We start from the raw sequence: 21,810 nt of genomic DNA, 5'->3' as shown, positions 1-21,810 counted from the left end.
GCCCGTTGGACAGCAGGAAATTGAACGTCCCGCGTGGGCATATGTGGGCCGCCAATTCCTTGAGCGTCAATGTCAGCTCAGAAATGGAGGGCACGCTGGCATGTGACTTGGCCAGTTCCTGCATGATCCAGCAGAAGGCATGCTCACTGTCGGTATCTCCCACGGGCCGGAAATGCGAGTGCAGGCGCGGTCGAAAATCCTTGAGATCGCCGTTGTGGGCAAACACCCAGTAGCGCCCCCATAGCTCACGCACAAAGGGGTGGCAGTTTTGCAGGCTGACCACTCCCTGGGTCGCTTTGCGGATATGTGCGATGACGTTCTTGCTCTTGATCGGATAGCGGCGGATCAGCTCCGCCACTGGGGAGTCCACCGCCGCCAGATGGTCCACAAAGTGCCGCAGCCCCTTGTCTTCGAAGAAGGCAATTCCCCAGCCATCGCTGTGGTGGTCGGTCTTTCCACCACGTTGTGCAAACCCCGTGAAGCTGAAAGTCACATCGGTGGGCACGTTGCAGTTCATGCCGAGCAGTTGGCACATGGCTTGAATTTCGTTTCGGCTGGGTGGTAAGAATGGGAGATGGCTGGCAATCCACCGGTTTCAGCTATTGCCGCAAAAAGGAAAGGCAAACAGCCACTCCGTTTATAGCGCCATGATGGTGGGCTCTGTGGGAAAAGTGTGGACGAGCAAGCAGGTTGTGGGCTGAGCAGTACCGAAGTACCCCTTGACCCGCACGATCGAGCGGGTCATGCGTCATCCGAAGAGGAACTCGCCTCGCGCAGTTGCCATGCCGCCACCAAGGCCAGCAAACACAAAAAGGTCAGCATCAAAAAAGTCTCACCGAACGCGGCGATCCGTGCCGTGTTGCTGGCTGCGGCTGCCAGCGATGCACCGTGGGCACCCAGTCGCCACTCGAGGACGATGCCGCAAAGACTCACGCCTGCAGCACCCCCTAGCATGCGCAGAAAACCGATGGCACTGGAGCCTTGGGAGATCAGCGACTTGTCCAGGGGTCGCATGGCGCCCAGATTCAGCGAAGGCAGGATGAACCCCAGGCCAATGCGTCCCAGAATGGCAAAGGCGACCAGCATCCACAGTGAAGAGTTCAGCCCCACGAACACCATCAATCCAAAGGACAGCGCCAGCAAACCCAGGCCGATGCTGACGAGGAGGTGGGTCGGCTGCCGGTCTGCGAGGCGGCCCACCAAGGCGATGGTGGCCGCGAGGACAAAACCGGCGGGCAGCATGAGTGTGCCTACGTGCGAGGCGGACAGCTCCAGACCCAGCTGCATGAACACCGGCAGCAGATACGTCGAGCCAAACAACGCCGTGCCATAGATGAAGGCCACCACGCTGCCCATCGCAAACTGTCGGTACTGGAACAGGCGCAGATCCATTAACGGCTTGCGCCCCCTGCGAAGGAGCGTGCGCTGCCAAGCGATGAAGCAGCCCACTGCCACCACCGCGCCCAGCAACAAGATCCCGGCCTCGGATGCGGAGCCGCCATGCAACGACACCAGTCCATTGAGCAGGCACAGGGTGCCCACGGTGCCCAGAAGCAGGCCGCGCCAGTCCAACGCCTCTCCTTGGCGATTGGCCTCCACGCCGCCGGGCGCGGTGACGGGCACAAATTTGTAGGCCAGCGCAATGGACGCCAGGCACAGGGGCACGACCATGAAGAAGATGGAGCGCCAGCCAAACCAGTCCACCAGCAGACCCCCGATGCTGGGCCCGATGGCGGGTGCCAGCACAACGCCCATGCCAAAGATGCCGCTGGCGCGCCCCTGCTCGTGGGGTTTGAAGGCGTAAAGAATGATGACGGCCGGGATGGGTTGAACAACGCCTGCCGCCAGGCCCTCCGCCACCCGGGCGACCAGCACCAGACCGAAGTCCTGGGCCAGTCCGCCGCCAATGCCACCCGCCAACAGCAGCAACATGGCGCCCACGTAGGTGGCGCGGTACCCGTAGCGCGACAGCAGCCAGGGTGTGGTGAGCATCGAGACCGTGGTTGCGACCATGAACCCCGATGTGACCCACTGCGCCCGTTCCTGGCCCAGCGTGAAGTAGTGGCTCATGTCGGGGATGGCCACGTTCACGATGGTGGACGACATGATCGACGCCATCGTGCCCACCATGACGGACAGCAACACCAGCCAGCGATAGCGCTCTCCGTAGCGTTCCCGCAATACGGCGAGGGATCCTGAGGGCGGCTGCGTGGTCATGGGGTGGGTCTCGGGGCAACTATCCGGTCTGAGAGGCAACGGCCGTCAAAAATGCGCAAAACCCACGCGAGGGCCGTCCCCCTGCACTCCCCGCGTGTCTCCCTTCCCGAATCGTGCAGCGAGTCGAGAGAAGGGGGCGGTGGGCAGTGCCTCAGGGGGTTGCCTTCAAGTCCTTTCGGACCAGAGCTTGCCACCCGTGGCCCAGTTCTCGCGCTTGATGTCGGTGATCAGAATGTCCACGGACTCGGGCGAGCCGCCCAGTATTTCGACGGAGACGCGGGTGATTTCCTCCACCAGTTTCTTCTTTTGTTCGACCGTGCGGCCTTCCATCATTTCGACGTGGTACGTGGGCATGTCAGCTTCCTTGCAATATGGGTGGGTGAACAAACAGGACTCATGCAAATCAGGATGCGACAGCCGTCTCGCCTTGGGGTGAGCCGCTTGCCTGAGGCCTGTTTTGCGAAAGTCACAACAAAAATAAAAACAAAGGCGAAATCATATCGACGCGGGCTGCGGTGGTGGCTGCCCCCCGGATGACCCGCAGGCCGGACAGATGCAGGTCTTGCCCCGCTGCTCGGGTGGCAGGGCGGTCAGTGCCTCGGGGGCGATGGTGTGGGGTGCCATGCACCAGCAGCTCTCGGCGGGCTGCCCTGCGGCGATCGCGCAAAGGTTCGCCTGCCCACACAGGGGGCAGACGGATGCTGCGGCCGCGTCGGCCGCGTTGAACGAGCGGGAGGTCATAGGCAGATGGGGCGCGTTGAGGGGGCGTCATGCCCGCGAATGCCAGCATGTCGTGAGCCAGTGTACGGCGCAAGCGCAGGCGCCGATGCGGAGCCGGCCTGCCTGGGCTGCCTCTGACCGGGGCCGGTTCCCTCAAGCCTGCGACATTTCAGTCGATCGGCTTGGGTTCCGTGCAGTGCGGTCGAGAGGCGGTGAGGGAAGTTTCAAGCAAAAATAGCAGCTAGCGCTTGACTATCATGCGCTAGATGCTATCAAAAAAAGAGTAATCACCCTTTGTAAAGCGCGCCCCATGCCCTTGCGCGCTCCACAGCCTCCGCTCAGGCCGCCTGTGCCGCTTTCAGCTTCAGGCGCCAGGCGTGCAGCAGTGGCTCCGTGTAGCCGCTGGGTTGCTCTTCGCCCTTGAGCACCAGGTCCAGCGCTGCGCGGTAGGCGTAGCTGGTGTCAAAGTGGCCCGCCATGGGCTGGTACAGCGGGTCGCCGGCATTCTGGCCGTCCACCACCGCAGCCATGCGCTCGAAGGTTTCCTTGACCTGGGCAGGTGTCACCACGCCGTGCAACAGCCAGTTGGCCATGTGCTGGCTGCTGATGCGCAGCGTGGCGCGGTCTTCCATCAGGCCCACGTTGTGGATGTCAGGCACCTTGGAGCAGCCCACGCCCTGGTCCACCCAGCGCACCACGTAGCCCAGAATGCCCTGGGCGTTGTTGTCCAGCTCCTGCTGCTTCTCGGCGTTGCTCCAGTTCGGGGCGGCGGCCACGGGCACGGTGAGCAGGCCGGTCAGCAGGTTGTCGCGCTCGGCGTTCACGTCGGTCTTTTCCAGCTCGATCTGGATGTCGCTCACCTTCACCTGGTGGTAGTGCAGCGCGTGCAGCGTGGCGCCCGTGGGGCTGGGCACCCAGGCCGTGTTGGCGCCGGCCTTGGGGTGGGCGATCTTCTGCTTGAGCATCTCGGCCATCAGGTCGGGCATGGCCCACATGCCCTTGCCGATCTGCGCCTTGCCGCGCAGTCCGCAGGAGAGGCCCACGAGCACGTTGTTCTTCTCGTACGACTGGATCCAGGCGCTGGTCTTCATGTCGCCCTTGCGCACCATGGGGCCGGCGTGCATGGCGGTGTGCATCTCGTCGCCGGTGCGGTCCAGGAAGCCGGTGTTGATGAAGGCCACGCGGGCCGATGCGGCGGCGATGCAGGCCTTCAGGTTGACGGACGTGCGGCGCTCCTCGTCCATGATGCCCAGCTTCACGGTGTTGGCAGGCAGGCCCAGCAGTTGTTCCACGCGGCCGAACAGGTCACTGGCAAAGCCCACTTCGGCGGGACCGTGCATCTTGGGCTTGACGATGTAGACGCTGCCCTTACGGGAGTTGCGGATGCCGTCTTTGCCGTGCCCTTGCAGGTCGTGCAGCGCGATGGCGGTGGTCACGACCGCGTCCATGATGCCTTCAGGGATCTCGCGCACCTGGCCCTGCGCGTCGGTCCACAGGATGGCCGGGTTGGTCATCAGGTGGCCCACGTTGCGCAGGAACATGAGCGAGCGGCCATGCAGGCGCACTTCGCCACCAGCCGGGCCGGTATAGACGCGGTCGGGGTTCAGTCCGCGCGTGATGGTCTTGCCGCCCTTGGCGACCTGCTCGGTCAGCGTGGCCTGGATGATGCCCAGCCAGTTGCTGTAGCCCAGCACCTTGTCCTCCGCGTCCACGGCGGCCACGGAGTCTTCCAGGTCCAGGATGGTGGACAGGGCCGCTTCCAGCACCAGGTCGCTCACGCCCGCGGCATCGGTCTGGCCGATGGGCGTTGCGCGGTCGATCTGGATGTCAAGGTGCAGGCCGTTGTGCTGCAGCAGCACCGACTTGGGCGCAGCGGCATCGCCCTGGTAGCCCTTGAACTGCGATGCGTCCTTCAGGCCCGTGGTGCTGCCGTTGGCGAGCGAGACGACCAACTGGCCGCCTTCGACGCGGTAGCCGGTCGAATCCTTGTGCGAGCCGCTGGCCAGGGGCGCGATGTCGTCCAGCACCTGGCGCGCAAACGCGATCACCTTGGCGCCGCGCACAGGGTTGTAGCCCTTGCCCTTTTCGGCACCGTCGGTCTCGGGGATGGCATCGGTGCCGTACAGCGCGTCGTACAGGCTGCCCCAGCGGGCGTTGGCGGCATTCAGTGCGTAGCGGGCGTTCAGGATGGGTACCACCAGCTGCGGGCCGGCCTGGGTGGCCAGCTCGTCGTCCACGTTGGCCGTGGTGGCCTTGACGTCGGCGGGCTGGGGCACCAGATAGCCGATCTTTTCGAGGAAGCCGCGGTAGGCCACCATGTCCTTGATGGGGCCGGGGTTGGCCTTGTGCCAGGTATCGAGCTCGGTCTGCAGGCGGTCGCGCTCGGCCAGCAGGGCGATGTTGCGCGGGGCCAGATCGGCCACGATGGCGTCAAAACCCTTCCAGAACGCGGCGGCATCGACACCCGTGCCGGGCAGCACCTTGTCGTCGACAAAGCGGTACAGGGAGGTGGCCACTTGCAGGCCGTGGATTGCGGTGCGGTCGGTCATGGGGGTGCCTTGGGTCTTGAAGGTGAATGGGGAAAAAGCAGCAGGGCCCACACGGGTGGACCCCATGAGCCAGACTGTATTGCAAATGTTTGCCCACATAAATACGCTGAAAAGCTCGAAACCAATGACTTTTAAGCAAAACTGGTGACAGTCCGTAATTGCACGGAATGGCGCAGCGACTGGTAAAGCACTACGCTGCGCCAAGTGCCGGGGCGAAGGACGGAGACCCCGGCGCAAAAAAAATGACCCCAACGGGAGACAAAACCATGCAGGCACCCCTGGCCGCTGGCGCGCTGAACGCTGCCTACAAGAACAAGATCGTCAGCGCCGCCGACGCGGTGTTGCTCATCCATGACGGCGACACCGTGGCCACGGGCGGCTTTGTGGGCATTGGCTTTGCCGAGAGCATTGCCGTGGCGCTGGCCCAGCGCTGGGAATCGACGCAAACCCCGCGCGACCTCACGCTGGTCTACGCCGCAGGCCAGGGCGACGGCAAGCAGCGCGGCCTCAACCACCTGGGCCATGCGGGCCTGCTCAAGCGTGTGATCGGCGGGCACTGGAGCCTGGTGCCGCGCATCCAGAAGCTCGCGGTGGACAACCAGATCGAAGCCTGGAACCTGCCGCAGGGCGTGATCACGCACCTGTTTCGCGACATCGCTGCAGGCAAGCCCGGCACGCTCACGCGCGTGGGCCTCGACACCTTCGTGGACCCGCGCCACGGCGGCGGCAAGCTCAATGCGCGCACCACCGAAGACCTGGTGCGTATCCTCCCCATCGACGGGCAGGACTACCTGTTCTACAAGGCCTTCCCCATCCACGTGGGCATCATCCGCGCGACCACGGCCGACGCGGACGGCAACCTCACCATGGAGCGCGAGGCGCTCACGCTCGAAGCGCTGGCCATCGCCATGGCCGCGCGCAACTCGGGTGGCGTGGTCATCGCGCAGGTCGAGCGCATCGCCGAGCGCGGCACGCTCAACCCCCGGCAGGTGAAGGTGCCCGGTGTGCTGGTGGACGCCGTGGTGCTGGCCACCGAGCCCGCGCACCACCACCAGACCTTTGCCGAGCCCTACAGCGCCGCGTTTGCGGGCGAGCTGCGTGTGCCCATGGACACGCTGGAGGCCATGCCGCTCACCGAGCGCAAGATCATCGCCCGCCGCGCGGCACTGGAGCTGCGCCCGCACCAGGTGGTGAACCTGGGCATCGGCATGCCCGAGGGCGTGGCCAACGTAGCGGCTGAAGAGCGCATCATCGACCTCGTCACGCTCACGGCCGAGCCCGGCGTGATCGGCGGCATCCCCGCAGGGGGCCTGAACTTCGGCGCCGCCGTGAACCCGCAGGCCATCATCGACCAGCCCAACCAGTTCGACTTCTACGACGGTGGCGGCCTGGACATCGCCATCCTGGGCCTCGCACAGGCCGACCAGCACGGCAACCTCAACGTGAGCAAGTTCGGGCCGCGCCTGGCGGGTGCGGGCGGCTTCATCAACATCAGCCAGAACGCCAAGACCGTGGTGTTCGTCGGCACCTTCACGGCGGGGGCGCTGCAGGTCGAGGCGGTCGACGGCCACCTGCACATCCTGCACGAAGGCGGCGCGCGCAAGCTGGTGCGCGAGGTCGAGCACCGCACCTTCAGCGGCGCCGAAGCCCTGCGGCGCGGCCAGCGCGTGCTGTATGTGACCGAGCGCTGCGTGTTCCGCCTGGTGCCCTCGGGCGAGGTGGATGGCGGCGGTGCGCTGGAGCTGATCGAGTTGGCGCCCGGCATCGACCTGCACCGCGACGTGCTGGCCCACATGGCATTCACGCCGCGCATCAGCCCCGGCTTGCAGACCATGGACCTGCGCCTGTTCGAGCCCGGCCCGCTGGGTCTGCGCGAGCAGCTGCTCAACCGCCCGCTGGTGCAGCGCTTCGAGCTGGATGCCGCACGCCAACTGCTGCACATCGACTTCTCGGGCCTGCAGATCAACACCGCCAGCACCATCGACGCCATCGACCAGGAGGTGCGCCGCCTGCTCGCCCCGCTCGCCGCACAAGGCGAGCGTGTGGGCGTGATCGTGAACTACGACCACTTCACCATCGCACCCGACCTGGCGGATGCTTATGCGGCCATGGTGCAAGGCCTCACGCGCGACCACTACGCGGAGGTCAAGCGCTACGGCACCGTGGGATTCCTCAAGTCCCGTTTGACCTGATTGCTATATTAATAATAGCTATCAAGGCAATCTGGCCGCGCGCAAGGGCCTGTTTTTGCTTCAAGTTTTTCAGCCGCCAGGCGCCGCCGCGCTGCAGCGGCCGGGTGCAGGCCCCGGCGCGGATGTCTCCATAATCACCGCCCATGGACAAACTCAAGGCCTTCGAATCCTTTGTGTCGGTGGCCACGCGCGGCAGCCTCACGGCAGCCGCCAAGGCCGAGGGCGTGGCACCCGCCATCATGGGCCGTCGGCTGGATGCGCTCGAAGAGCACCTGGGCGTGAAGCTCTTGGTGCGCACCACCCGCCGCATCAGCCTCACGCACGAGGGCAGCGCGTTTCTGGAAGACTGCCAGCGCCTGCTGTCCGACGTGGCGAATGCCGAGGCCAGCGTGTCCGAAGGCGGCGTCAAGGCAACGGGCCATTTGCGCATCACCGCCCCGGCTGGTTTTGGCCGCCGCCATGTGGCGCCGCTGGTGCCGCGTTTTCGCTCGGCGCACCCGGACGTGACCATCTCGCTCAACCTCAGCGACCGCGTGGTCGATCTGGCTGGCGAAGGTTTTGACTGCGCGGTGCGTGTGGGCGACCTGCCCGACTCGTCGCTCGTGAGCGTGCGCATCGCCGACAACCGCCGCCTGTGCGTGGCCACGCCCGAATACCTGGCCCGGCGCGGCACCCCGCGTGCGCCGGGAGAACTCGTGCAGCACGACTGCCTCACGCTGTCGAGCGACGCATCGCAGACGCGCGGCTGGGCGTTCCGGGTGCCCCTTGCGGATGGCGCCACGGAGGTCATGCATCTGAAGCCCGGCGGGCCGCTCGACTGTTCTGACGGCCAGGTGCTGCACGACTGGTGCCTGGGCGGCTGGGGCATTGCCTGGCGCAGCACCTGGGAGGTCGAGGCCGAGATCGCCGCCGGCCGCCTGGTCGCGGTGCTGGAGGACTTTGCCGCGCCGCCCAACGGCATCTACGTGGTGTTCCCCCAGCGCAAACACCTGCCGTTGCGCGTGCGGCTGTGGATCGACTTCCTGAAGCACCAGTACGCACAGCCCGCGTTCTGGAAAGGTCCCCAGGGCGGCTGACCACCGCCCCGTGGCAGACTGCACATTCCATGTCCGAGCCCACGCTTCTCGTCGCTGACGACCACCCGCTGTTCCGCGCGGCCGTGCTGCACGTGCTGCGCGATCGGCTGCCCCAGTACCGCACGCTGGAGGCGGCCAGCGCCGCCACGCTGGGCACGGCGCTGCAGGAGCACCCGGAGATCGAGCTCGTGCTGCTGGACCTGAGCATGCCCGGCACACGCGGCTTCTCGGCCCTGCTGCATGTGCGCGGCGAATACCCCGAGCTGCCGGTGGTGATCATTTCGTCCAACGACCACCCGCGTGTCATCCGGCGCGCGCAGCAGTTTGGTGCGGCGGGTTTCATCCCTAAGTCCGCGCCCGCCGAGGCCATGGGCGACGCCATCCAGGCCGTGCTCGACGGCGGCAGCGGGTTTCCGCCCATGGCGGCCGAGCGCTCCGAGGCCGACGCCGAGCTGGCCGCGCGGCTGGCGCAGCTCACGCCCCAGCAGTTCCGCGTGCTGCTGTGCCTGGCCGACGGGCTGCTCAACAAGCAGATCGCCGCCGCACTGGGCCTGGCGGAGAACACGGTGAAGGTGCACGTGACCGCAATCCTGAAGAAGCTGGAGTGCTACAGCCGCACCCAGGCGGCGGTGCTGGTCAAAAGCCTGGAGACGGAGGACGGTGTTTCGGATTGATGGACGGTAGTTTGTGGCAATTTTTTGAATAAAAATGATCGCTATCGCTTATGTGTAAAGCGCTGGTTGCTATCAAAAATGGAGCGATTGGATTGCTGCCTCACAACGGGCCCCGGCGCGATGCGCGAGACGCCGCGCCAGCGGCTCAGGGGGATGACCCTTGCCTCAGCCGCAACAACGTCTGGCTCATCAGCGCCCGCAGCGCTGGCGCCCGCAACGGCTTGGCCAGAAAGCCCCAGCCGCGTTCGGCGGCCTGGCGGCGCAAGGTGGCGTCGCGCTCGGCGGTGACCAGGATCACGGCGGGCGTCTGCCCCCAGCGCTGGCACAGCGCGGCATAGACATCGGGGCCATGGTGGCCGGGGCCCAGGTGCACATCCAGCAGCACCAGTTGCGGGGCCTGGCCGGGTTGGGCCTGGGCCAGCGCTTCGGGCGCACCAGCGGCCAGCGGCACCTGGCAACCCCAGCGTTCCAGCAGGGCCCGGGTGGCGGCGCAGGTGGGGCCGTCGTCCTCGATCACCCAGGCGCTGCTGCCGTGCAGTGGGGCGTCGTCACCCTGTTCAGGCAACGTGGTGGCGGGGCCGATGGGTTGCACGGCGGCCGGGTCACCCAGCGGCACGCGCACCGAAAACACGCTGCCCCGCCCCAGCTGCGAGCGCAGGCCGATCGGGTGGCCCAGCAGGCGGCCCAGGCGCTCGACAATGGCCAGGCCCAGGCCTGCGCCCCGGTCGCCGCCCTGGCCCTCGTCGAGGCGGCGGAACTCCTCGAAGATCTCGCGCTGCAGTGCCTCGGGGATGCCCGGGCCCTGGTCATGCACCTCGATGCGGACATGGTGGTCACCCTCGCGGCGGCAGCCCACCACGATGCACCCGTGCCGGCTGTAGCGGATGGCGTTGGAGACAAAGTTCTGCAGGATGCGGCGCAGCAGGTTTTCGTCGGTGCGGACCACGGCGGTGGTGGGCACGCAGCGCAGTGCAAGGCCCTGGCTCTCGGCCAGCACGCCAAAGTTGTGGCCCAGCACCTGCAGCAGCGGGCCCAGCGCCACATCGCGCACGCGCACGTCAAGCTGCCCCGACTCCATGCGCGCGATGTCCAGCAGGCTGTTGAGGATCGCGTCCTGCGAGGCCAGCGCGCCGTCGATGCTGTCCACCGCATGCCGCTCGGCCTCGCCCTGCAGGTGCCCGCGCAGCAGCGAGGTGAACATGCGCGCGGCGTTCAGCGGCTGCAGCAGGTCGTGCACGGCGGCCGCCACAAAGCGGGTCTTGTAGCGGTTGGCCTGCTCGGCTTCGCGCCGGGCGGCATCCAGGTCGCGCGTGCGGTCGGCCACGCGCTGCTCCAGCGCGTCGGCCAGGCTGCGCAGTTCGCGCGCGGCGTTCTTGTAGCTGGTGATGTCGGCGTAGCTGGTCACAAAGCCGCCTTCGGGCAGCGGGTTGCCCCGGATCTCCAGCACCGTGCCGTCGTCCTTGGCGCTTTCGTGCAGGTGCGGCGTGCCGCTGCGCAGATGGGCCAGCCGGCGTGCAATGGCCTCGTCCACCGGGCCAGGCCCCAGCAGGCCCCGGCGCGCGTTGTGGCGCAGCAGGTTGGCAATCGGCTGGCCCACGCGCATCAGGTCGCCGGGAAAGCGAAACAGCTGCACGTAGCGCGAGTTCCAGGCCACGAGGTTCAGGTCGGCGTCGATGATGACCACGCCCTGTGGCAGGTGTTCCAGGCTGCGCGACAGCCCCGTATCGGCCTGCTGCGCCGCCTGCACGATGCCGTCCTGTGCGGTGCGCAGCTCCTGGGCATGCTGGTGCAGCACGGTTTCCAGCTCCTGGCGGCTGCGCTGGCGCAGGCTGGACAGGCGCTGGCGCTGGCGCACGAACAGCACCAGCAGGCCCAGCGCCAGCCAGCCGCCCGCACCCGCAGCGGCGGCCCAGCGGCTGTCCGCGAAGCTGTTGTGTGTCTCGTGCAGCAGGTGCAGCTGCCATGGGGTGCCGGGCAGTTGTTGGGTCTGCCACAGCACGCGGCCGGCCAGGGCGGGGGCCTGTACGCTGACCAGCCGGCCGCCGTGGTCCATGGTTTCCACCACGCGGTATTCCAGCGGGCGCAGCGGCTGCTCGGCGTATTGCCGGGTGGCGTTCAGCTCGCGGCGATCCTCGTCGTCCAGTGGCTCCAGCAGGCGGTAGCGCCACACGTCCTGGCTGGCCAGGAAGACCACCCCATGTGCGTCCGAGGCGAGCACGATGTCCGTCGTCTGCAGCCATTCACGCTCCAGTTCCTGCAGGGCGATCTTGATGACCACCAGGCCCAGCGTGTGGCCGCTGTTGTCGCGGATGGCCTGCGACAGGAAGTAGCCGGGCTCGCCCGTGGTCACGCCGATGCCGTAGAAGCTGCCGCGCCCCTGCGCCAGCGCCTGCTGCACATAGGGGCGAAAGCTGTAGTCCACGCCCACATTGCTCGTGGCCGTGCGCCAGTTGCTGGCCGCGAGGGCCAGGCCGTCGCGGTTGAGCAGCGTGAGCGTGGACGACTGGCTGGCCCCGTTGGCCTGCTCCAGCTTGTGGTTGAGCTGCTTCACGTCGGTCGTGCTGAGGGGGCGGCTCAGGGCATCGCGAAGCTGCGCGTCCAGGGCCAGTACCTCGGGCAGGGTGCGGTAGCGGTCGATGCGCTGGGCCAGCGCCTGGCCATACAGGGCCAGCTGGCTCTGTACGCTGCTGTTTTCGTCGTGCAATGAACGCTGCCAGGCCCACTGGCCGGCCGCGAGCATGCTGCCCACCATGCCCCCCAGGAGGATCAGCAGGGTCCAGAATTTTCGGAGGCGGGGCGTCGTCATGGGGAAAAGGGGTTCCTGGCGCAGTCCAGAGGCTGAGATGTTGCGGGAGCGAGTGTGCCGCACCTTGCCCAAGTGCTAGGGGTTTTCCCTATATTGGGGCAAGCGGTGCCCTATGGCGGTGCCAGCGACTAATACCAATAGGTTATCGGCCCAAACAGCGTGCAGCGGTACAAACGGCCACCTTGACGCACCCCGGTGGTGCAGTCCTTCGTGATTTCAGGAGACATCCATGCACGCCATTTCCGCCCCCACAGCCCACCCCGTGCGGCTGCCCTTTTACCGGCAACTGTATTTCCAGGTGGTGGTCGCCATCGTTCTGGGGGTGTTGCTGGGCCATTTCGAGCCCGCCTATGGCGAGGCGCTCAAGCCGCTGGGTGATGCGTTCATCAAGCTGGTCAAGATGATCATCGCCCCGGTGATCTTCCTGACCATCGTGACCGGCATCGCGGGCATGTCGCAGCTCTCCACCGTGGGCCGCGTGTTTGGCAAGGCCATGGCGTATTTCCTGTTCTTCTCCACGCTGGCCCTGGTGGTCGGTCTGGTGGTGGCCAACGTGGTGCAGCCCGGCGCGGGCATGAACATCAACCCGGCCGACCTGGACCAGACGGCCGTGAAGACTTACGTGGCCAAGTCGCACGAGATGTCGCTCACCGGCTTTGCGATGGACATCATCCCCAAGACGCTGGTCAGCCCGTTCGTGGGCGACAACATCCTCCAGGTGCTGCTGGTGGCAGTGCTGTTCGGCATCGGCCTGGCCATGGTGGGTGAGGCAGGCCGCCCGGTGCAGAACTTCCTGGAAGCCCTGACGACCCCTGTGTTCAAGGTGGTGGGCATCGTGATGAAGGCCGCGCCCATCGGTGCGTTCGGTGCCATGGCGTTCACCATTGGCAAGTTCGGCCTGGGCTCGCTCGTCAACCTGGCGTGGCTGGTGGGCTCGTTCTACATCACCTCGCTGCTGTTCGTGGTGGTCATCCTGGGCTTTGTGGCCCGGCTGTGCGGTTTCTCGGTGTTCAAGCTGTGCCGCTACCTGAAAGCCGAGCTGATGCTGGTGCTGGGCACCTCGTCGTCCGAGTCGGCTTTGCCTTCGCTGATGGAGAAGATGGAAAAGGCCGGCTGCAGCAAGTCGGTGGTGGGCCTTGTGGTGCCTACGGGCTACTCGTTCAACCTGGACGGCACCAACATCTACATGACGCTGGCCGCGCTGTTCATCGCCCAGGCCACCAACACCGAACTGACGCTGGGCCACCAGGTGGCACTGCTCCTGGTGGCGATGCTCAGCTCCAAGGGCGCGGCCGGCGTGACCGGCGCGGGCTTCATCACCCTGGCCGCCACGCTGGCGGTGGTGCCCGAAGTGCCCGTGGCCGGCATGGCGCTGATCCTGGGGGTGGACCGCTTCATGAGCGAATGCCGCTCGCTGACCAACTTCATCGGCAATGCGGTGGCCACCGTGGTCGTCTCGCGCTGGGAAAACGCGCTGGACCATGAACGCCTGGACGCCGCACTGAACGGCCATCCCCTGCCAGCCCCGGCCTCGGTGGCGGAGCCGGTGGTGGCCGCAGATGTGCCGGTAGGTGCGATGGCCCGCACGGTGGCCTGATCGCGCGGTCTTCAGTACTTCATCCAGGCGGTGCAGGCTCTCGGGCTTGCACCGCTTTTTCGTTTCGACTGCCCCGAAGCTGCGGCTTCGCATGAACACAGGCAGGCCGCGTGCGACAGCGAGGCGAATTCCTCCCGCGCACCTCAAGCACAATGGCAGCCGCCCCGGTTTCTGAAAGGTCGCTCGCACTCAAGGCACGGGGGTATTGCAAAGGAACCCTATGACCCTCGAAGCCGTACTCGCCGCCCTGCACCTGGTGGCCATCCTGACCTTTGTGGTCTTTCTTTCGAGCCAGGCTGCCCTGTGCCGCATGGAATGGATGAATGCTGCCGTGGTCGAGCGACTGGCCCGGCTGGACGTGATCTACGGCGTGGCCGCCGTGCTGATGATTGCCAGTGGCCTGGCGCGCCTGGCCTGGGGCATCAAGGGCATGTCCTGGTATGTGTCCCAGCCCATGTTTCACATCAAGATCACCATCGTGGTGGCCATGGCCATCCTGTCGATCTGGCCGTCGATCATGTTTAGGCGCTGGCGCGGCAACCTGCGGGCCACGGGCGCCCTGCCCGACGCACTGGAGGTGAAGAAGGTGCGCCGCCTGGTGATGATCCAGTCGCATGTGCTGCCCGTGGTGGCGGTGATCGCGGTGTTCTGGGCGCGGGGCTGGTAGTTCGTACACTCCGCCACGCACAAAAAAGCCGCTGACCCGAAACGGGCAGCGGCTTTTTTTGTGGGCGGGGTGCCGGGCTTACTTGCTCTTCAAACACTCGCTCATGAAGGCCTTGCGTTCGTCGCCCTTGAGCGTCTTGGCTTTTTCGTCGGCGTTGCAGGTCTTCATCTTGGTCTGCTGCTTCTCTTGCTTGTTGGCAGACAGGCATTCCTTCATGAACGCCTTGCGCTCGTCGCCCTTGAGCGTCTTGGCCTTTTCGTCGGCGTTGCAGGTGGCCATCTTGGATTGTTGCTTGGTCGGCGCCTTGGCGTCTTCGGCGGCGTGCGCGCCTGCGCCCAGGGTCAGGGCCAGGCCGAGTGCAGTCAGGGAAATCAGCTGTTTCATGGAAGCTCCTGGAGTGAATGCGTTATGGGGGATCCCGGCGCGATTGCACCATAGAACGGGGTGGCGGACAACGCGAATCAGCCCCCGCAGCAGCCCTTCGGCAGCTTGTGCGCGGCGCCCCTGGGCTGGCCGTTGTTTTTGCGGTGGGCAGGCTTGTGGGCAGGTGCGCAATGTGTTCTGAATCGGCCGGCCGCCGCCAGCCCACCCGCCCACAATTGCGTCGTTGCAGCCCCACCCAAGGCGGATTTCCGGGCGTCCGCACGCCGCCTGACGAGCACCTAAAACAGCGTGCCTGCCGCCCCGGTGCGCCCGGTGTCGGCGGCCCGGGTTGGACGCCCCGTAAAATCCGCCGATGCTCACTGCAAAAAATGAATTGCTCGCGGCCCTGGCCGGCGAGCTGGAAAAACTGTCGCTCGGCTCTGCGGGGCGCGCTGCGTTCGAATCCCCCAAAGTGGCCGCGCATGGCGACTTTGCCTGCACCGCCGCCATGCAGCTGGCCAAGCCGCTCAAGCTCAACCCGCGCGCGCTGGGCGAGCAGCTCAAGGCGGCGCTGGAGGCCACGCCGGCCTTCACCCGCTGGGTCGATGCCATCGAGATCGCGGGCCCGGGCTTTCTGAACATCCGCCTCAAGCCCGCCGCCAAGCAGGAAGTGGTGCGCGAGGTGCTGTCCGCTGGCGAGCGCTTTGGCTACCAAAAGGACAACGGCCAGCGGGTGCTGGTCGAGTTCGTCTCGGCCAATCCCACCGGGCCCCTGCACGTGGGCCACGGCCGCCAGGCGGCCCTGGGCGACGCGATCTGCAACCTGTTCAGCACCCAGGGCTGGAACGTGCACCGCGAGTTCTACTACAACGACGCGGGCGTGCAGATCCAGACGCTGACCACCAGCACCCAGCTGCGCGCCAAGGGCTTCAAGCCCGGCGACGAATGCTGGCCCACCGACCCGGAGAACCCGGCGTCCAAGGCGTTCTACAACGGCGAATACATCCAGGAGATCGCCAACGACTTCCTCGCCAAGAAGACCGTCAAGGCCGACGACCGCGAGTTCACCGCCAGCGGCGATGTGGAAGACCTCGAATCCATCCGCCAGTTCGCCGTGGCCTACCTGCGCAACGAGCAGGACAAGGACCTGCAGGCCTTCAACCTGAAGTTCGACGAGTACTACTTGGAGTCGAGCCTGTACACCAGCGGCCGCGTGGATGCCACGGTGAACAAGCTCGTCGCCAACGGCAAGACCTACGAGCAGGACGGCGCGCTGTGGCTCAAAAGCACGGACTACGGCGACGACAAGGACCGGGTCATGCGCAAGAAGGACGGCACGTACACCTACTTCGTGCCCGACGTGGCCTATCACATCGCCAAGTGGGAGCGCGGCTTCACCAAGGTCGTCAACATCCAGGGCACGGACCACCACGGCACCATCGCCCGCGTGCGCGCCGGGCTGCAGGCGGCCGACGTGGGCATTCCGCAGGGCTACCCCGACTACGTGCTGCACACCATGGTGCGCGTGGTCAAGGGCGGCGAAGAGGTCAAGATCAGCAAGCGCGCGGGCAGCTACGTCACGCTGCGCGACCTGATCGAATGGACCAGCAAGGACGCGGTCCGCTTCTTCCTCTTGAGCCGCAAGCCCGACACCGAGTACACCTTCGATGTGGACCTGGCCGTCGCGCAGAACAACGACAACCCGGTGTACTACGTGCAGTACGCCCACGCGCGTATCTGCTCGGTGCTGTTGCGCGAACGGGGCTTCACTGAGGAAATCGTCACTGCCCAGGCAAGCTTGCTGGCCATCTCCGAGGAGCAGGTGCGTGTGGAGCTGTTGGGTAAGGTGACTTCCGAACTGTATGCGGCGGACTTGTCTTGCCTTGACAGCGCACCCGCCCAGGCGCTGATGCTGCAGCTGGCCAAGTACCCCGAGATGCTCACGGCCGCCGCCGACGGCGAGGCGCCGCACGACGTCACCTTCTACCTGCGCGACCTGGCCGCCAGCTACCACAGCTACTACGATGCCGAGCGCATCCTGGTCGACGACGAAGCCGTGAAGAAGGCCCGCCTGGCGCTGGTCGCGGCCACCGCACAGGTATTGCACAATGGCCTGGCCGTGCTGGGCGTGTCGGCTCCAGCCAGAATGTAAGCAGTCACTATGAAGAAACAACAGACGGGCGGGACCATCATCGGCTTCATCGTGGGGGTCATCGTGGGCCTGGGCGCCGCATTGGCGGTGGCCGTGTATGTGGCCAAGGTACCGGTGCCCTTCCTCAACAAGGGCAATGGCCGGGGCGTGGATATGGACGCTGCCGAATCCCAGAAGAACAAGAACTGGGACCCGAACTCGCCGCTGTATGGCAAGAACCCGGCGCGCGCGCCCGCACCGCCTGCGGCCACAGTCGCATCGGCCCCTGCCACGGCAGCGCCGCCACCAGATGTCCGTGCCGCGGCGTCCGCACCCAAACCTGCTGCCAGCAAGCCCGAGGCCAAGGCCGAAACCAAGCCGGGCGCGGACCCACTGGGTGATCTGGCGGTGGCCAAGGCGGCCGCCAAGGGCAATCTGGACCCGTTTGACTACTTTGTGCAGGCCGGGGCATTCCGCACCCAAGTCGACGCCGACGCCCAGCGCGCCAAGCTGGCCATGCTGGGCTGGGAGGCCCGCGTGAGCGAGCGCGAACAGAATGGCCGGGCCGTTTTCCGCGTACGTGTGGGCCCGTTCACCAAGCGCGACGATGCCGAGCAGCTCAAGGAGAAGCTCGATGGCGCCGGGGTGGAGTCGGCGCTGGTGCGCGTGCAGCGCTAGGAGCCTGTCGGATTTGGAGCGTCGATCAGCGAAAATTGACCCCAGCGAGGACAGTTTTTACCGGATTTGCAACCCCATAGCCCGGCTATGGGGCAAAAAGACGGTGAAAAATGGACCGCTGCGGTCAATTTGCAGCCGACGATCTCCAAGTCCGACAGGCTCCTGGCTGCTCTGAACTTTTTGCGGGGGCATGGCTCACATCCCCCAGACCTGTAACAGGAGAGTCTTTGTCATGAAACGCCGTGAGTTTTCTTTGTCCGCCGCTTCGGCGGTTGCTGCTTCCGCCCTGACGCTGCCAGTGGCCACCCCCGCGCTGGCGCAGGCCCGCCAGTTCAAGGAGGGCAAGGACTTCCGGCGGCTGGACAAGCCCGTGGCGCCCGATGCGCCTGCGGGCAAGGTCGATGTGATCGAGTTCTTCTGGTACAGCTGCCCCCATTGCAATGCCTTTGAGCCCACGCTCGACGCCTGGGTGAAGGCCGCTCCCAAGGACCTCTCCATCCGCCGCATGCCCGTGGCTTTCAACGCGAGCTTCGTGCCGCAGCAAAAGCTCTACTACGCCCTGGAAGGCATGGGCAAGCTCGAAGCCCTTCATGCCAAGGTGTTCCGTGCCATCCATGTGGAAAAGCAGAAGCTGGCCAAGGACGATGAAATTTTTGCCTGGGTGGCCCAGCAGGGTGTGGATGCCGCCAAGTTCAAGGAAATCTACGGCTCGTTCACTGTGTCCAACCAGGTTCGCCGTGCGTCGCAACTGCAGGATGCCTACGGCGTAGAGGGCGTGCCGTCGATGGGCGTGGCTGGCAAGTTCTACACCGATGGCACCATGGCCGGCAACATGCAAAACGTGCTGCAGGTGGTGGAACATCTGGCGGCGGTGGCCCGCAAAGGCTGACGGTTTTCTGCCGACCGCCCCGTCCTCTTGGTTAAAGCCCGCACCTGCGGGCTTTTTTCATGGAGGAATGCGACGGGGTGGCTACAATGATTGCAAGATTCGTGCCCTATGAACCATCGCCTCCTTCCGATCCTCCTGCTCGCGGCCCTGGCCTGCACCCTGGGTGTGGCCCACGCCGAAAAGGCCGACCGCGCCAAGCCCATGAACATCGAGGCGGACGCTTTGCGCCACGATGAACTCAAGCAGACCAGCGTTTTCTCTGGCCGCGTGGTCATGACCAAGGGCTCCATCGTGCTGCGCGGTGCGCGGCTGGATGTGCGCCAAGACGCCGACGGCTACCAGTACGGCGTGGTCACTGCCGAACCCGGCAAGCGCGCTTTCTTCCGGCAAAAACGCGACACCCTGGCTGGCGCACCCGACGAGTTCATCGAAGGCGAGAGCGAGGTCATCGAGTACGACGGCAAGGCCGACAACGTGCGCTTCATCACCCGTGCCGAGCTGCGCCGCTACCGGGGCGCGGTGCTCAGCGACGAAATCACGGGTGCCGTGATCGTCTACAACAATCTGACCGACGTGTTCTCGGTGGACGGCAAGCGCACCACCACCAACGCCGCAGGCGATGCCCCCGCACCCGGCAGCCGAGTGCGCGCCGTGCTGGCACCCAAAGACCCGCCGCCTGCAGTGGCGGCTCCCGAGGCGGCCCCCCCTGCCTCGGCACCGGCACTGCGCCCCAGCAACAGCCTTGGCGGCGGCGCCAAGTGAGTGGGCCCGTCGTGAGTACCGGACCTGACGCCCAGGCGGGCAGCCGCTTGGGGCCTGATTCCCAGATGGGCAGCCGCCTGGAGGTGCAGCACCTGGCCAAGTCCTATGGCAGCCGCAAGGTGGTCAAGGATGTGTCGCTGGTGGTGCAAAAGGGCGAGGTCGTGGGGCTGCTGGGCCCCAACGGCGCGGGCAAGACCACCTCGTTCTACATGATCGTAGGGCTGGTGCGCAGCGACGAGGGCGATATCCGCATCGACGGCCATTCGGTGGCCCACATGCCCATCCACCGGCGTTCGCGCCTGGGCCTGTCGTACCTGCCCCAGGAAGCCTCGATCTTTCGCAAACTCACGGTCGAAGAGAACGTACGCGCCGTGCTGGAATTGCAGCGTGGCGAGGACGGCCAGCCACTCGCGCGCGACGCCATCGAAGAGCGCCTGACGGCCCTGCTGCAGGAGCTGCGGGTGGACCACCTGCGTGCCTCGCCCGCCATGGCGCTGTCGGGCGGTGAGCGCCGCCGCGTCGAGATCGCCCGGGCCCTGGCCACGCAACCGCGCTTCATCCTGCTGGACGAACCCTTTGCGGGCATCGACCCCATCGCCGTGATCGAGATCCAGCGCATCATCGGCTTCCTGAAGGCGCGTGGCATCGGTGTGCTCATCACCGACCACAACGTGCGTGAAACGCTGGGCATCTGCGACCACGCCTTCATCATCAGCGACGGCCGCGTGCTGGCCCAGGGCACGCCGTCCGAGATCGTGGACAACGCCGAAGTGCGCCGGGTGTACCTGGGCGAACATTTCCGCATGTAGACATGGCCCCCACGCTTGTCACAACGCGCACTGCGCAGCCCCCCGAGGGGGCCTTCGCGCCTTGGGGCGGCCCGGCGACGCTCAATCAATGAAACCTGGACTGTCGCTGCGCGTCTCGCAGCATCTCGCATTGACCCCCCAGCTTCAGCAGTCCATCCGGCTGCTGCAGTTGTCCACGCTCGAACTCTCGCAGGAAGTCGAGCAGATGCTCGACGAAAACCCGTTCCTCGAACGCAATGCCGACGAAGCTCCGCGCGAGGAGTTTGGCCTGGAAGCGGCCGACACACCCGCACAGGCCGACGACTACAGTGCGGATGATGCTATTTTTTCAGGAGCTACCAGCGCAAGCAGTACAAGCGCTGAGGGCCAAAATGATGCTGAAATGCCGAGTGCTGGCGCTGACGAGCCTGACTGGAGCGGCGACGGCACGGTAGAGATGGCGCCCAACGATGCCGAGTGGGGTGGCGATGCACCCGCCCGCAACCGCAATGACTCCGAAGGCGACGAGGCCGACGCCACCGAACTGGCGCGTTCGCACGAATCGCTGACCGCCTTTTTGCACCGCCAGGCGCTGGCGCTGCGCCTTTCCGAGATCGACCGCGCCGCGCTGCGCTTCCTCATCGAATCGCTGACCGACGACGGTTATCTGGAAGAGCCGCTCGAAGAGCTGGCCATCGGCCTGGCCGGGCCCGACGACCTGGAGCAGATCGAGGAACTGGTGCACCGCTTCACCGTCGCCCAGCGCCTGCTGCAGAGCCTGGAGCCCGTGGGCGTGGGCGCGCGCGGCCTGGCCGAATGCCTGACCTTGCAGCTCAAGGCCCTGGCTGCGGACGAAGACAGCGAGATCGACCCCGACACCGTGCAGACCGCACTGCGCGTGTGCCAGCAGCCGCTGGAGATGCTGGCCCGCCGCGACATCCGCCGCCTGACGCAGTTGTGTGGCGACGGCGAGGAACGCACCCGCGCCGCCATGGCCCTCATTGCCCGGCTGGAGCCGCGCCCCGGCCGCCGTTTTGCCGATGTAGAGCGCAACATCATCGTGCCCGACGTCATCGTGCGCAAAGCCGGACGCGCCAACGGGCGCGACGGCCAGCACAACTTCATCGTCGCGCTCAACCCCGACGTGATGCCCCGCCTGCGCGTGCACGACATCTATGCCGGCGCCCTGCGTGGCCACAAGGGCGGCGAAGGGCACCAGGGCATGCAGCAGCGCCTGCAGGAGGCGCGCTGGTTCATCAAGAACATCCAGCAGCGCTTTGACACCATCCTGCGCGTCTCGCGCGCCATCGTGGAGCGGCAAAAGAGTTTCTTCACCCACGGCGAGCTGGCCATGCGCCCGCTGGTGCTGCGCGACATTGCCGACGAACTGGGCTTGCACGAATCCACCATCAGCCGCGTGACCACCGCCAAGTACATGGCCACGCCGATTGGTACCTACGAGTTGAAGTACTTCTTCGGTTCGGGCCTGGGCACCGAGACCGGCGGCAACGCATCCAGTACCGCCGTGCGCGCCCTCATCAAACAGTTTGTGGCCGCAGAAAGCCCGGCCAAGCCCCTGTCCGACAGCCAGATCGCCGAGATGCTCAAGGAGCAGGGCATCGAATGCGCACGCCGCACCGTGGCCAAGTACCGCGAGGCGCTCAAGATCGCGCCGGCGAATCTGCGCAAGGCGCTGTAGGC

General features: G+C 66.0%; 18 protein-coding genes. 11 read left to right on the top strand and 7 right to left on the bottom strand.

Annotated elements, in window-relative coordinates; genetic code table 11:
- From ASE52_RS24820 to ASE52_RS24805, 5 genes are all read right to left on the bottom strand, one after another.
- The coding region (locus tag ASE52_RS24820; protein ID WP_057230037.1) for a class II glutamine amidotransferase at positions 1-535 on the bottom strand (535 nt) is incomplete at its 3' end.
- Positions 536-741: 206 nt separating this feature from the next.
- Positions 742-2,217, bottom strand: a complete 1,476-nt coding sequence (locus ASE52_RS24815) for a DHA2 family efflux MFS transporter permease subunit (RefSeq protein ID WP_057230035.1) — start codon at positions 2,215-2,217, stop codon at positions 742-744.
- Positions 2,218-2,382: 165 nt separating this feature from the next.
- Positions 2,383-2,571, bottom strand: a complete 189-nt coding sequence (locus tag ASE52_RS24810; RefSeq protein ID WP_010466444.1) for a 4-oxalocrotonate tautomerase — start codon at positions 2,569-2,571, stop codon at positions 2,383-2,385.
- Positions 2,572-2,712: 141 nt separating this feature from the next.
- The gene (locus ASE52_RS25400) at positions 2,713-2,958 is read right to left on the bottom strand and encodes a cysteine-rich CWC family protein (protein ID WP_082607009.1); all 246 of its coding nucleotides are present in this window, start codon (positions 2,956-2,958) and stop codon (positions 2,713-2,715) included.
- 317 nt (positions 2,959-3,275) lie between these two features.
- On the bottom strand, positions 3,276-5,486 hold the full coding sequence (locus ASE52_RS24805; protein ID WP_057230090.1) for a malate synthase G: 2,211 nt from the start codon (positions 5,484-5,486) through the stop codon (positions 3,276-3,278).
- A gap of 266 nt (positions 5,487-5,752) precedes the next feature.
- On the opposite strand from ASE52_RS24805, the gene ASE52_RS24800 reads away from it, so the two are divergent.
- From ASE52_RS24800 to ASE52_RS24790, 3 genes are all read left to right on the top strand, one after another.
- Positions 5,753-7,678, top strand: a complete 1,926-nt coding sequence (locus ASE52_RS24800; RefSeq protein ID WP_057230033.1) for an acyl CoA:acetate/3-ketoacid CoA transferase — start codon at positions 5,753-5,755, stop codon at positions 7,676-7,678.
- A 143-nt stretch (positions 7,679-7,821) separates the two neighbouring features.
- On the top strand, positions 7,822-8,754 hold the full coding sequence (locus tag ASE52_RS24795) for a LysR family transcriptional regulator (protein ID WP_010466440.1): 933 nt from the start codon (positions 7,822-7,824) through the stop codon (positions 8,752-8,754).
- 29 nt (positions 8,755-8,783) lie between these two features.
- Positions 8,784-9,428 (top strand): response regulator transcription factor, encoded by a 645-nt coding sequence (locus ASE52_RS24790; protein ID WP_057230031.1) that lies wholly within the window; start codon positions 8,784-8,786, stop codon positions 9,426-9,428.
- 145 nt (positions 9,429-9,573) lie between these two features.
- Here the strand turns inward: ASE52_RS24790 and ASE52_RS24785 are convergent, their stop codons facing one another.
- Positions 9,574-12,234 carry a PAS-domain containing protein gene (locus tag ASE52_RS24785; protein WP_057230030.1) on the bottom strand — a complete coding sequence of 887 codons (2,661 nt, stop codon included), beginning with the start codon at positions 12,232-12,234 and terminating at the stop codon, positions 9,574-9,576.
- A 229-nt stretch (positions 12,235-12,463) separates the two neighbouring features.
- Here ASE52_RS24785 and ASE52_RS24780 point away from each other — a divergent pair, with 229 nt between their 5' ends.
- Positions 12,464-13,831, top strand: coding sequence for a dicarboxylate/amino acid:cation symporter (locus ASE52_RS24780; RefSeq protein ID WP_010466437.1), 1,368 nt, complete (start codon positions 12,464-12,466; stop codon positions 13,829-13,831).
- A gap of 220 nt (positions 13,832-14,051) precedes the next feature.
- Positions 14,052-14,498 (top strand): DUF2214 family protein, encoded by a 447-nt coding sequence (locus ASE52_RS24775; protein WP_057230028.1) that lies wholly within the window; start codon positions 14,052-14,054, stop codon positions 14,496-14,498.
- 78 nt (positions 14,499-14,576) lie between these two features.
- Here ASE52_RS24775 and ASE52_RS24770 read toward each other — a convergent pair whose 3' ends face one another.
- Entirely contained in the window at positions 14,577-14,882 is a 306-nt protein-coding gene (locus ASE52_RS24770) for a PsiF family protein (protein WP_010466435.1), read from the bottom strand.
- Between the two features lie 352 nt (positions 14,883-15,234).
- On the opposite strand from ASE52_RS24770, the gene argS reads away from it, so the two are divergent.
- From argS to ASE52_RS24740, 6 genes are all read left to right on the top strand, one after another.
- Complete coding sequence (gene argS, locus ASE52_RS24765; RefSeq protein WP_057230026.1) at positions 15,235-17,013, top strand: arginine--tRNA ligase; 1,779 nt, start codon at positions 15,235-15,237, stop codon at positions 17,011-17,013.
- Between the two features lie 9 nt (positions 17,014-17,022).
- The gene (locus tag ASE52_RS24760) at positions 17,023-17,670 is read left to right on the top strand and encodes an SPOR domain-containing protein (RefSeq protein WP_010466432.1); all 648 of its coding nucleotides are present in this window, start codon (positions 17,023-17,025) and stop codon (positions 17,668-17,670) included.
- A gap of 232 nt (positions 17,671-17,902) precedes the next feature.
- Positions 17,903-18,559: a thiol:disulfide interchange protein DsbA/DsbL gene (locus ASE52_RS24755; protein WP_010466431.1), complete on the top strand. Its 657-nt coding sequence runs from the start codon at positions 17,903-17,905 to the stop codon at positions 18,557-18,559.
- Positions 18,560-18,667: 108 nt separating this feature from the next.
- Positions 18,668-19,321 (top strand): lipopolysaccharide transport periplasmic protein LptA, encoded by a 654-nt coding sequence (gene lptA / locus ASE52_RS24750; RefSeq protein WP_010466430.1) that lies wholly within the window; start codon positions 18,668-18,670, stop codon positions 19,319-19,321.
- A gap of 65 nt (positions 19,322-19,386) precedes the next feature.
- Positions 19,387-20,130, top strand: coding sequence for an LPS export ABC transporter ATP-binding protein (gene lptB / locus ASE52_RS24745; RefSeq protein WP_057230024.1), 744 nt, complete (start codon positions 19,387-19,389; stop codon positions 20,128-20,130).
- An 88-nt stretch (positions 20,131-20,218) separates the two neighbouring features.
- Entirely contained in the window at positions 20,219-21,808 is a 1,590-nt protein-coding gene (locus tag ASE52_RS24740) for an RNA polymerase factor sigma-54 (protein WP_057230022.1), read from the top strand.
- The last annotated feature ends 2 nt before the right edge of the window (positions 21,809-21,810 follow it).

Origin of the sequence: Acidovorax sp. Root275, assembly GCF_001428965.1 — a bacterium.
Classification (GTDB): Bacteria; Pseudomonadota; Gammaproteobacteria; order Burkholderiales; family Burkholderiaceae_C; genus Acidovorax; species Acidovorax radicis.
This window is presented reverse-complemented; position numbering and strand designations above follow the sequence as displayed.

What these genes read in the sequence shown, in the direction of transcription:
- ASE52_RS25400 (WP_082607009.1), bottom strand. Translation starts at nt 2,958, where the DNA reads ATGACCTCCCGCTCGTTCAACGCGGCCGACGCGGCCGCAGCATCCGTC.
- ASE52_RS24790 (WP_057230031.1), top strand. Translation starts at nt 8,784, where the DNA reads ATGTCCGAGCCCACGCTTCTCGTCGCTGACGACCACCCGCTGTTCCGC.
- ASE52_RS24755 (WP_010466431.1), top strand. Translation starts at nt 17,903, where the DNA reads ATGAAACGCCGTGAGTTTTCTTTGTCCGCCGCTTCGGCGGTTGCTGCT.
- ASE52_RS24780 (WP_010466437.1), top strand. Translation starts at nt 12,464, where the DNA reads ATGCACGCCATTTCCGCCCCCACAGCCCACCCCGTGCGGCTGCCCTTT.
- ASE52_RS24760 (WP_010466432.1), top strand. Translation starts at nt 17,023, where the DNA reads ATGAAGAAACAACAGACGGGCGGGACCATCATCGGCTTCATCGTGGGG.
- ASE52_RS24805 (WP_057230090.1), bottom strand. Translation starts at nt 5,486, where the DNA reads ATGACCGACCGCACCGCAATCCACGGCCTGCAAGTGGCCACCTCCCTG.
- argS (WP_057230026.1), top strand. Translation starts at nt 15,235, where the DNA reads ATGCTCACTGCAAAAAATGAATTGCTCGCGGCCCTGGCCGGCGAGCTG.
- ASE52_RS24770 (WP_010466435.1), bottom strand. Translation starts at nt 14,882, where the DNA reads ATGAAACAGCTGATTTCCCTGACTGCACTCGGCCTGGCCCTGACCCTG.
- ASE52_RS24810 (WP_010466444.1), bottom strand. Translation starts at nt 2,571, where the DNA reads ATGCCCACGTACCACGTCGAAATGATGGAAGGCCGCACGGTCGAACAA.
- lptA (WP_010466430.1), top strand. Translation starts at nt 18,668, where the DNA reads ATGAACCATCGCCTCCTTCCGATCCTCCTGCTCGCGGCCCTGGCCTGC.
- lptB (WP_057230024.1), top strand. Translation starts at nt 19,387, where the DNA reads ATGGGCAGCCGCCTGGAGGTGCAGCACCTGGCCAAGTCCTATGGCAGC.
- ASE52_RS24775 (WP_057230028.1), top strand. Translation starts at nt 14,052, where the DNA reads ATGACCCTCGAAGCCGTACTCGCCGCCCTGCACCTGGTGGCCATCCTG.
- ASE52_RS24815 (WP_057230035.1), bottom strand. Translation starts at nt 2,217, where the DNA reads ATGACCACGCAGCCGCCCTCAGGATCCCTCGCCGTATTGCGGGAACGC.
- ASE52_RS24800 (WP_057230033.1), top strand. Translation starts at nt 5,753, where the DNA reads ATGCAGGCACCCCTGGCCGCTGGCGCGCTGAACGCTGCCTACAAGAAC.
- ASE52_RS24785 (WP_057230030.1), bottom strand. Translation starts at nt 12,234, where the DNA reads ATGACGACGCCCCGCCTCCGAAAATTCTGGACCCTGCTGATCCTCCTG.
- ASE52_RS24740 (WP_057230022.1), top strand. Translation starts at nt 20,219, where the DNA reads ATGAAACCTGGACTGTCGCTGCGCGTCTCGCAGCATCTCGCATTGACC.
- ASE52_RS24795 (WP_010466440.1), top strand. Translation starts at nt 7,822, where the DNA reads ATGGACAAACTCAAGGCCTTCGAATCCTTTGTGTCGGTGGCCACGCGC.